This window comes from Psychrobacillus soli (assembly GCF_006861775.1).
Taxonomy (GTDB): domain Bacteria; phylum Bacillota; class Bacilli; order Bacillales_A; family Planococcaceae; genus Psychrobacillus; species Psychrobacillus soli.
Map to the genome: position 1 here is coordinate 1 of NZ_VDGG01000081.1, position 9,504 is coordinate 9,504.

The 9,504-nt window shown below is 37.7% G+C and carries 8 protein-coding genes; all 8 read right to left on the bottom strand.

Annotated elements, in window-relative coordinates:
• Nucleotides 1-203 precede the first annotated feature (203 nt).
• Nucleotides 204-740, bottom strand: coding sequence for a stage V sporulation protein T (gene spoVT, locus FG383_RS20350; RefSeq protein WP_142609475.1), 537 nt, complete (start codon nt 738-740; stop codon nt 204-206).
• 95 nt (nt 741-835) lie between these two features.
• Entirely contained in the window at nt 836-4,360 is a 3,525-nt protein-coding gene (gene mfd / locus FG383_RS20355; RefSeq protein ID WP_142609461.1) for a transcription-repair coupling factor, read from the bottom strand.
• A 91-nt stretch (nt 4,361-4,451) separates the two neighbouring features.
• Nucleotides 4,452-4,682 carry an anti-sigma-F factor Fin gene (locus FG383_RS20360; protein WP_142609463.1) on the bottom strand — a complete coding sequence of 77 codons (231 nt, stop codon included), beginning with the start codon at nt 4,680-4,682 and terminating at the stop codon, nt 4,452-4,454.
• A gap of 47 nt (nt 4,683-4,729) precedes the next feature.
• Nucleotides 4,730-5,293 (bottom strand): aminoacyl-tRNA hydrolase, encoded by a 564-nt coding sequence (gene pth, locus FG383_RS20365; protein ID WP_142609465.1) that lies wholly within the window; start codon nt 5,291-5,293, stop codon nt 4,730-4,732.
• A gap of 84 nt (nt 5,294-5,377) precedes the next feature.
• Nucleotides 5,378-5,980: a 50S ribosomal protein L25/general stress protein Ctc gene (locus tag FG383_RS20370; protein ID WP_142609467.1), complete on the bottom strand. Its 603-nt coding sequence runs from the start codon at nt 5,978-5,980 to the stop codon at nt 5,378-5,380.
• Between the two features lie 214 nt (nt 5,981-6,194).
• On the bottom strand, nt 6,195-7,154 hold the full coding sequence (locus tag FG383_RS20375) for a ribose-phosphate diphosphokinase (protein WP_142609469.1): 960 nt from the start codon (nt 7,152-7,154) through the stop codon (nt 6,195-6,197).
• 22 nt (nt 7,155-7,176) lie between these two features.
• Entirely contained in the window at nt 7,177-8,544 is a 1,368-nt protein-coding gene (gene glmU / locus FG383_RS20380; protein WP_142609471.1) for a bifunctional UDP-N-acetylglucosamine diphosphorylase/glucosamine-1-phosphate N-acetyltransferase GlmU, read from the bottom strand.
• A 319-nt stretch (nt 8,545-8,863) separates the two neighbouring features.
• Complete coding sequence (gene spoVG, locus FG383_RS20385) at nt 8,864-9,154, bottom strand: septation regulator SpoVG (RefSeq protein ID WP_142609473.1); 291 nt, start codon at nt 9,152-9,154, stop codon at nt 8,864-8,866.
• Nucleotides 9,155-9,504 lie beyond the last annotated feature (350 nt).

Genomic DNA, 9,504 nt, shown 5'->3' on the forward strand with positions numbered 1-9,504 from the left:
GTGATGAGCCTTCACCGCCGCTTAGGCGTCGTAGGGATGGCTCATCACTTACCCGGTGGAAAGCGTACGACTGCAGTGAAAATCCTAGTGGTCACTAGTCGACGCACTACGACGCAGTAACCCTAAATAGTGGCATATCATCTACTTTATAATCTCCTAAGCGACAAAAAAGCCTTCCTCTTTTGTAAAAGAGGAAGACTTTTTTAGCTTTCCATTTGTTTTGCCAGGAAATTTGCAGCCGTTTCTATTGCTTTAAGCTCTGCTTCCCCGATAAAATGCACTTTCGATATTAAAAATACTGCACCAATTGGATCTCCAGATGCAATTATAGGCGCGATACAATAGGATTTAACTGTTTCAAAAATTCCCGGTACCCACTCTACAGAGTTTTCGTGTTTTTCCATCACAACGGTTCTCTTACCCACTATTTCCTCTACATCCGGACTTAGCCTACGATTTAAGTAATCTTTTTTTGATAACCCCGCTGCTGCAATCATTTCATCACGGTCACTTATTAGAACCGGGGTTCCTAACGTTTCATACAAAGTTTCCGCGTACTCTTTTGCAAAACTTCCAAGCTCGCTTATAGGTGAATACTTTTTTAATATTACTTCTCCATCTCTATCCGTAAAAATTTCCAACGGATCTCCTTCTCGGATGCGAAGTGTTCGACGTATTTCTTTTGGGATAACTACTCGACCTAAATCATCAATACGACGTACGATGCCAGTTGCTTTCATGTAATTTGCCTCACTTTCGACAGATTGGAAACTAAAGTTCATTTCTGCCATAGTATGCATCACATTTCCAAAAAATATGCAAAGTATGGTTTAGCTTACGCTATTTCTTTTTTTGCTTCTGGAAGAACTAACATCATTTCCTCTAAAACATCAAACGAGTTAAACTTACCTGTTTTCCGCTCATCTATAGTTATGACCAAATTACTATTGTCCATCGTAAATCCTACTGCACGACCGTATTTCATGGACTTTTCTACAAGTAATGCACCATTTATATTTTGTGTACCTTCTACGCTAAAGCGAATAGAAACAATTTTATTTACTTCTTTGATCGATTCTACCCCTGCAGATTTACCATAAATCTTCATACGCGCAATGCGAAGTAATTTCTCCGTTTCAAGCGGCAAATCACCAAAACGGTCTTGTAATTCATCTACAAGATCTAAATACTCCTCTTCCTTCTCCATTGCTTTCACACGTTTATACATTTGAATCTTTTGATATCCATCTGGAATATACTCGTCTGAAATATAAGCATCCGTTGATAACACAATCTCTAAATCCGGAATATCTTCTTTCTTAGTCCCTGTTCTTTTTTCTTCTATTGCATCTTCTAGCATTTGTGTATACAGGTCGAACCCAACCGAGTCAATAAATCCGTGTTGCTGAGAGCCTAGTAAGTTTCCTGCACCTCGAATAGATAGATCCCGCATGGCAATTTTAAAGCCGGAACCAAGCTCTGTAAATTCTTTAATCGCTTGTAATCTTTTTTCTGCCACATCCGTTAGTACTTTATCTCTTTGATGCATTAAATAGGCATACGCTACTCGGTTAGACCGCCCTACACGTCCACGTAATTGATAAAGCTGGGACAACCCCATTTTATCCGCATCATGAATAATGAGTGTATTGACATTTGGTATATCAATACCTGTTTCAATAATCGTAGTCGTTACTAAAACATCGTATTCGCCTTCTAAAAAACTAATAATAACAGACTCAAGCTCCGTTTCAGACATTTGCCCATGTGCAAACCCTACTCTTGCACTTGGTACAAGCATTTGAATTTCATCTACTTTTCGCGTAATATCTTCCACGCGATTATATAGATAAAATGCCTGTCCCCCCCTTGCAAGCTCTCTTTCAATTGCTTCTCGGACAAGTGCGCCATTAAACTCCATAACATATGTTTGTACAGGAAAACGGTTTTTAGGTGGTGTTTCGATAACTGATAAATCTCGTACCCCGATCATCGACATATGTAATGTACGTGGAATTGGTGTAGCTGTGAGCGTCATAACATCTACATTTGTTTTTAATTGTTTAATCTTTTCTTTATGCTTTACACCAAATCGTTGCTCTTCATCGACGACAAGAAGACCCAAATCATGGTACACAACGTCTTTTGATAAAATCCGATGCGTTCCAACTACTACGTCTACCATTCCCTTTTTTAGTCCATTTATCGTTTCTGTTTGTTGTTTTTTAGAACGGAAACGACTAAGTAGACCGACTTCAATTGGAAAGTCTTGAAAACGCTCTAGCATCGTTTCATAATGTTGTTGCGCAAGAATTGTTGTAGGACAGAGAAATGCAACTTGTTTTCCTTCCATTACTGCTTTAAATGCAGCACGAATAGCTACTTCCGTTTTTCCATACCCTACGTCTCCACATACTAACCGATCCATCGGACGGGCTTTCTCCATGTCCTGCTTCACTTCACTAATCGTACGAAGTTGGTCTTCCGTTTCTTCATAAGGGAAGGCTGCTTCAAATGATTGTTGCATCTCAGTATCTGGTTCAAACGCATATCCTACTTCTGCTTCTCGTTTCGCATATAATTTTATGAGCTCATCTGCAATATCTTGAACAGCTGCGGATACTTTTGTTTTTGTTTTCTTCCAGTCCGCCCCACCTAGTTTATGAAGCTTTGGATCCTTTTCCCCGGAAGCAACGTACTTTTGAATCAGATCTATTTGGTCGACCGGCACGAATAATTTATCCTCGCCGCGATATCGAATATGCAAATAGTCTTTATGAATCCCATTAACTAATAGCGTTTCTATTCCGATGTACTTCCCTATCCCGTGGTGTATATGGACAACATTGTCTCCAGGCTTTATTTCGGAATAGCTTTTAATTCTTTCTGCATTCGACACTTTTTGTGCTCTAGTTTTTTTCTTATGTTTTTGTTTAAACAATTCAGCATCTGTAATGACAGCAATTCGTTGAAGAGGCAACTCAAAACCTGCTTCTAAATCCCCTTCTACGACAAATATACCGGGCTTTTGTAAATCTGCCGTAGAGGCTCCTATCTTTGAAACAATTTCATAGTCTTCTAGAACAGTATGAATTTTTTGTACACGATCTTGTCCATCTGCTAAAATAACAACGCGAAACTTCCCTTGTGTAAACCGTTCTATTTCATTTTTCAATAAATGCATTTGTCCATGAAAATTTTGCATTGGCTTGCAAGCAATGCTCACATTTTTTTTAATCGTAATGCCTGAGAACGTACGTGAAAACAAAGAGGAATAGATTTTTTCATTCGGTAGCATTTGAATAATTTCTTTTAAATGGAAAGAGGGTTTTACGTCATGAACAGTCTTTCCTTCTTCTAACAATGACAAAAACCAATCATTTTCTTCTCTTTCTAACGTCTCTGCTACTTCTTGAATCCTTCCAAGCTCGTCAAATAAAACCATCCCATTTTGATTGAAATAGTTCCCTAAGAAACTATTATCTTCATCTAATAATGAAATGTATTTCATAAACTCTTTCGGTTGCTCGCCTTGTTTTAAAAGTTCGATATCATGTTGAATGTTTTGATAAAATTGATCTTTCATTTCCTGTATTTTAACTTTTTTTAAGCTTTCGGCTAATGACTGCTCTAATTTATGTGCAAGGAGCTTCTTTTTACTTTCAGTTAAGACATACTCGGTAGCTGGTAGTATTCGAACATCCTTCAGCTTTTCTAAAGAACGCTGATCTTCTGCAGAGAAAGTTCGAATAGAATCGACTTCTGTGTCGAATAACTCTATACGAATTGGATTCTCTAGATACAAAGGATAAATATCGACGATTCCACCTCTTAAAGCAAACTCTCCAGGTGCAGTAACCATTGGCTGCCTTACATACCCCATGTCCACTAAACTTTGGAGAAATGATTCTAGCACTATCTCTTCGCCTTCTGCAACTGAAATGATACTTTCTTTCCAGTCTTTTACGCTCAGCATATGCTTTTTAAAACCTGCAATCGGTACTATATATATTCCCTTTTTTTTCGTCAACATGTGATCCAATGCTTCAAGACGTTGCGCGCGAAGCTCTGGGCTCGCGATAGATATATCGGCAGCTATAAGCTCGTCTGCCGGATATAGTCGCACTAAATCCTCTCCAACCAGTTTTACTAAATCCTCCGTTAACTTTTGCGCATGTAGCAAATTTGGAGTAACGATTAAAATAGCTTTTTGACGAGCCTTATATAGCATTTCTATGAAGACAGCTCTTGCACTAGAAGTAAGTCCGGTTATTAGTTGTTGGTCATTACCATTCTCTAATTCTTTTACGAGTTTTTGTATATGCGTATCTTCGATTAATAGATTACTTAAAAGTTCCATTCAATCCTCCCCTATCCAACAAACGAAAGAACTTATTTGGATGACTACAAAACAGAAAAGGCTTTGTGCACGAAATCGTGCCAAAGCATCTTTACTGTATCCATTTTTTTAATGCATAGTAATTCGGAAACTTTTGTAGCGAGTTCTGACATTCTTCACATATGCACTGCACGGTATACTCGCCCTCTGCTCCATTTACTATGTATTCATGTTGTTCTTCCGGTGTTATTTCATGTTTAGTTAAAAACTGCTCATCTATACTATCAAATGGTAATTGACCAATTTCTGTTTCACAATGGCGGCATTTATAATGAATCGGCATAACCTTAAAACCTCCCTTTTAGGAAGTATAGGTCTTTTCGTTAAAATTTATGCACCATTGTATGAATTCATCACTTCTAAAAAGCTTTTCGTCAACCAATCTTCACATGCATCCGCGCTTTTTTTCACTGCTGCTCCGATTTCGGCGCTTTCATCGTCACTAAATTTAGATAGCACATAATCTGGAACCTTCATCCCGTTTGTAGGTCGATCGATCCCAATACGAATTCGATTAAATTCTTGTGTGCCAAGATGTTGAATGATAGATTTAATACCATTATGTCCTCCAGCACTTCCTTTTTGACGAAGACGAAGCTTTCCTACTTGTAAATCTAAATCATCATAAATAACTAACAGGTCCTCATCATCTACTTCAAAATAATCCATCATCGGTACAATACATTCACCCGATAAGTTCATATATGTTAACGGTTTCAAGAGCATCACTTTTTCTGTGCCAACATGGGAAATACCGTACATTCCATTAAACTTTGATTGTGTCAGTGGTATGTTTAAGCGGTTTGCAAGCTCGTCTATTACATGAAATCCAATATTATGTCTTGTTGCTTCATATTGCTTACCTGGATTTCCTAGACCAACAATAATTTTCATTCATTTCCAATCCTTTAATACGTATTTCCTTTATTTTATCATAAACAGAACAAAAGAGATTGCCTTAAGGCAATCTCTTTCATATTATTCTTCTGTTTTTGGTTCTTCTGAATCCGCTTCGGTTTCAGTATCTTCACTTTCTACTTCTGTTCGAGGAGCCGATACAGTAACTAATGTGTAATCATCATCATTCGTAATAGTGTAGTCTATTTTGCCTCGCACATCTGCAACGGTCAATGTATCGCCAATCGCCATTTCTGAAACATCCACTTCAATTGCTTCAGGAATTTCCGATGGTTTTACGGTAATTGTCACTTCTCTGTTTGGTTGTTGCAATACTCCACCTTCAGAAGCTCCCACTGAATTACCTACAACATGTACTACAACATTTACTTCTAATTCTTCTTGCATGTTAATCGCTAAAAAGTCTGCATGAATCATTTGACCCTTGAGAATGTTCATTTGATAGTCACTCAACACGACATTAACTGTTTTTCCGTCAACTTCTAGTTTCATGACACCATTACGACCTACTTCACGAAGAGTTTTTGCTAAGTTTTTCTCTTCTACCGTAATTGCTTGTGATTCCATTTGAAAACCATAAACAACTGCCGGAATATATCCACTATTTCTTAACTTCGTATTCTCTTTTTGTTCCCTTGCCCGTGCTTTAACTACTGTACTCATCTATTTCTCATCCTCCCGATAGGTTCTATAACTATGTATACCCACCACCGGAAGTTTTCAAACATTATTAACATTTCATATATGTTCGTTAACCTATATTATCAAAAAAAGTGTGTAGGGATGTGACGAAGTCGCATCCCTACACACTTAAGTTACGGTAATGATATAGTGATCATTTCTTCCAAAACAACCCGAGGATATCCACGTGTAAAGATTAATCAAACAATGTACTAACTGATTTTTCTTCAAATACACGTACAATTGCGTCACCTAATAATTTTGCTACAGATAACTCTTTAATTTTCGGTGATGTTTTTTCTTCAGATAATTGAATTGAATTTGTAATAACCAATTCTTTAATCACAGAGTTATCGATACGCTCAATTGCTGGACCTGATAATACTGCATGCGTACAGCAAGCGTACACTTCTTTTGCACCACTTTCCATTAATGCTTGTGCTGCAATTGTAATAGTACCTGCAGTATCAATAATATCATCGATTAAAATAGCTGTCTTACCTTCTACATTACCTACAATATTCATTACTTCTGCAACATTTGGACGTGGACGACGCTTATCGATAATAGCAATCGGTGCTTTTAAACGATCTGCCATTTTACGAGCCCGTGTTACTCCCCCATGATCAGGTGAGACGATAACCAATTCGGATGGATTAAAGTCTTTCCCTAAGAAGTAATCAGATAAAATTGGAGCTGCAACTAAATGGTCAATTGGAATATTAAAGAATCCTTGAATTTGAGGAGCATGTAGATCCAATACGATTGCACGAGTTGCACCTGCTGTTGTTAAAAGATCTGCTACAAGTTTAGCTGTAATCGGTTCGCGAGCACGCGCTTTTCTATCTTGGCGAGCATAACCATAGTAAGGTATCACAACACTTATAGTACGAGCAGACGCACGTTTTAACGCATCTAGCATGATAAGTAATTCCATAATATGTTCATTCACAGGACCAGAAGTTGATTGGACGATAAAGACGTCACATCCGCGGATACTTTCTTCAATATTGATTTGAACTTCGCCATCGCTAAATCTAGTTACTGTGGACTTCCCAAGTGGAACTCCTACTTCATTTGCGATTTCTTCTGCTAATTCTTTATTCGAATTTAACGTGAATATTTTCAACTTTGAGTTTGCATATTGTTCTGCCATGATAATCCTCCTGGATAGTGGGTTATTTTAGTTTATTTTTTACATAGTCTTCTTTATTTTCTTGTCGTGCACGTCCAATTGCTAAAGCTTCTCCGGGTACATCTTTTGTAATAGTTGAGCCTGCAGCAACGTACGCATTATTACCAATCGTAACTGGCGCTATTAAATTGGAGTTACAACCAACAAAAGCGTCGTCTTCGATTGTTGTTACAAATTTATTTTTTCCATCATAATTTACTGTAATTGTTCCACATCCAATATTAACATTTGAACCTATTGATGCGTCGCCCATATAACTTAAGTGAGAAATTTTACTTCCATTTCCTACTGTTGATTTTTTCACCTCGACGAAATTACCAATTTTCACATCATTTCCAACCTCGGTTTGTGGTCGAATATGTGCAAATGGACCAATTGCTGTATGATCACCGACTTCACTTGATAATATAACGGAAGAATGGATAGTCGTTCCATTACCAATGACACTACCTACGATATGACTATTTGGACCAATCGTACAGTTTGCTCCTATAGCAGTTTTTCCTTCGATTATGACTCCTGGTTGGATAATCGTATCTGCACCAATGACAGCATCGCTGCTAATGTATGTACTTTGGGGATCAATAATTGTTACGCCTTCACGCATATGATGATAAGCAATACGAGATCGCATAATCTGTTCTGCTTGTGAAAGAGCAATTCGATCATTTACTCCAAGAATTTCATCAAAGTCTTTTGCTGCAAATGCAGAAATGACCTCACCTTCATTTTGTAAAATCCCGATTACATCTGGTAAATAATATTCACCTTGTGCATTTTCATTTTTCACTAATTTCAATGATTGGAATAATGCTTCGTTATCGAAGCAGTAAGTACCTGAGTTAATCTCATTTACAAGCTGTTCTTCTCGAGTTGCATCTTTTTGTTCTACAATACTTTTTACATTTCCACTCTCTGTACGAATAATTCTCCCGTATCCAGTTGGATCATTTGCAATTGCAGTTAATATCGTCGCTTTTGCACCAGTTTGCTTATGGTGATTTAACAGATCATTTATCGTTTCTGCAGTTATAAGTGGAGTATCCCCACAAATAACAATAGTTGTTCCAGAAAGATTTGCAAGAGTTGTTTCTGCTTGTAAAACTGCATGCGCTGTTCCTAACTGCTCCGCTTGAAGTACATAATCACTTCTATTTCCCAATTCACTTTTAACAACTTCTGCACCATGGCCAATGACTGTTACAATTTTTTCCACGCCAAGCTTTTCCATGTTATCGATAACATGTTCAACCATAGGCTTTCCACAGACAGGATGCAATACTTTATATAAACTTGATTTCATACGAGTTCCTTTACCAGCTGCTAGTACAACCGCAAAAGTATTTGTCATTTTCCGATTTCCCTCCAGTGGGCTAATTTCCTCTTTTGACTATAGCGGAAATGGAGCGATTTTTCAAGGAAATATCTCTTGACAAATACATGACAAAACAAGTATTATAAGTAATTTTCATGCACAAAAAAAACCATCTCTGGATTAGAAATGGTTTTGTTGCGCATTTTTACTTTTAGCAAACTATAAAATTTATGACTCGTGGATAACTATCTACGAGCGTTTCTCCATCCAGACTTCAGCGCCTAGCTCCTGCACATACCTACTTGAAAAGGTGCATACCACGAACAGGCATAGGCGCTTGCGCTTTTGTTCATTATTATATGCTTGCCTCGGTCAATTTTTCTTCTTCGGCATCGCTACTTAAATGATACGCATATAATACTGCTTCTTGAATTTTGTTTCTAGTTCCAGGATTTATTGGGTGGGCAATATCCCTAAATTCACCTTCTGGAGTTCTTTTACTAGGCATCGCAACAAATAGCCCAGTATTCCCATCTATTACTCGAATATCATGCACAACAAATTCGTTGTCCAGTGTAATGGAAGCGATAGCCCGCATACGACCATCTGTTAGTACTTTGCGTAACCTCACGTCAGTTACTTCCATTTAATCACCACCCTTTTTCATAGTTGCATCACTCTCTCAATTACTATTCCACAAGAATTTCATTTTTCCTTCTTTTCTATAAGAATATTTTTAATATTATAAAATAAAAAACTCATTTAATAAAGATATTTTTTTAATATAGGGATAATACGTCATAAGGAAGTTACCGCTGGGATTTTCACTGCAGGGCGGACGCCTTCCGTGGGGTGAACGATGAGCCTTCACCGCCGCGCCTGCGCGCGTACGTTGTGAAGTCTCATTATGCTCACTTGATCGCACTGGAGTCGCCGCCTGCAGCGAAAATCAATGGTAAAGACTAACTTATCAGAATCTAACATTAAAAATAAATG

What these genes read in the sequence shown, in the direction of transcription:
- spoVT (WP_142609475.1), bottom strand. Translation starts at nt 740, where the DNA reads ATGAAAGCAACTGGCATCGTACGTCGTATTGATGATTTAGGTCGAGTA.
- mfd (WP_142609461.1), bottom strand. Translation starts at nt 4,360, where the DNA reads ATGGAACTTTTAAGTAATCTATTAATCGAAGATACGCATATACAAAAA.
- FG383_RS20360 (WP_142609463.1), bottom strand. Translation starts at nt 4,682, where the DNA reads ATGCCGATTCATTATAAATGCCGCCATTGTGAAACAGAAATTGGTCAA.
- pth (WP_142609465.1), bottom strand. Translation starts at nt 5,293, where the DNA reads ATGAAAATTATTGTTGGTCTAGGAAATCCAGGTAAGCAATATGAAGCA.
- FG383_RS20370 (WP_142609467.1), bottom strand. Translation starts at nt 5,980, where the DNA reads ATGAGTACAGTAGTTAAAGCACGGGCAAGGGAACAAAAAGAGAATACG.
- FG383_RS20375 (WP_142609469.1), bottom strand. Translation starts at nt 7,154, where the DNA reads ATGGCAGAACAATATGCAAACTCAAAGTTGAAAATATTCACGTTAAAT.
- glmU (WP_142609471.1), bottom strand. Translation starts at nt 8,544, where the DNA reads ATGACAAATACTTTTGCGGTTGTACTAGCAGCTGGTAAAGGAACTCGT.
- spoVG (WP_142609473.1), bottom strand. Translation starts at nt 9,154, where the DNA reads ATGGAAGTAACTGACGTGAGGTTACGCAAAGTACTAACAGATGGTCGT.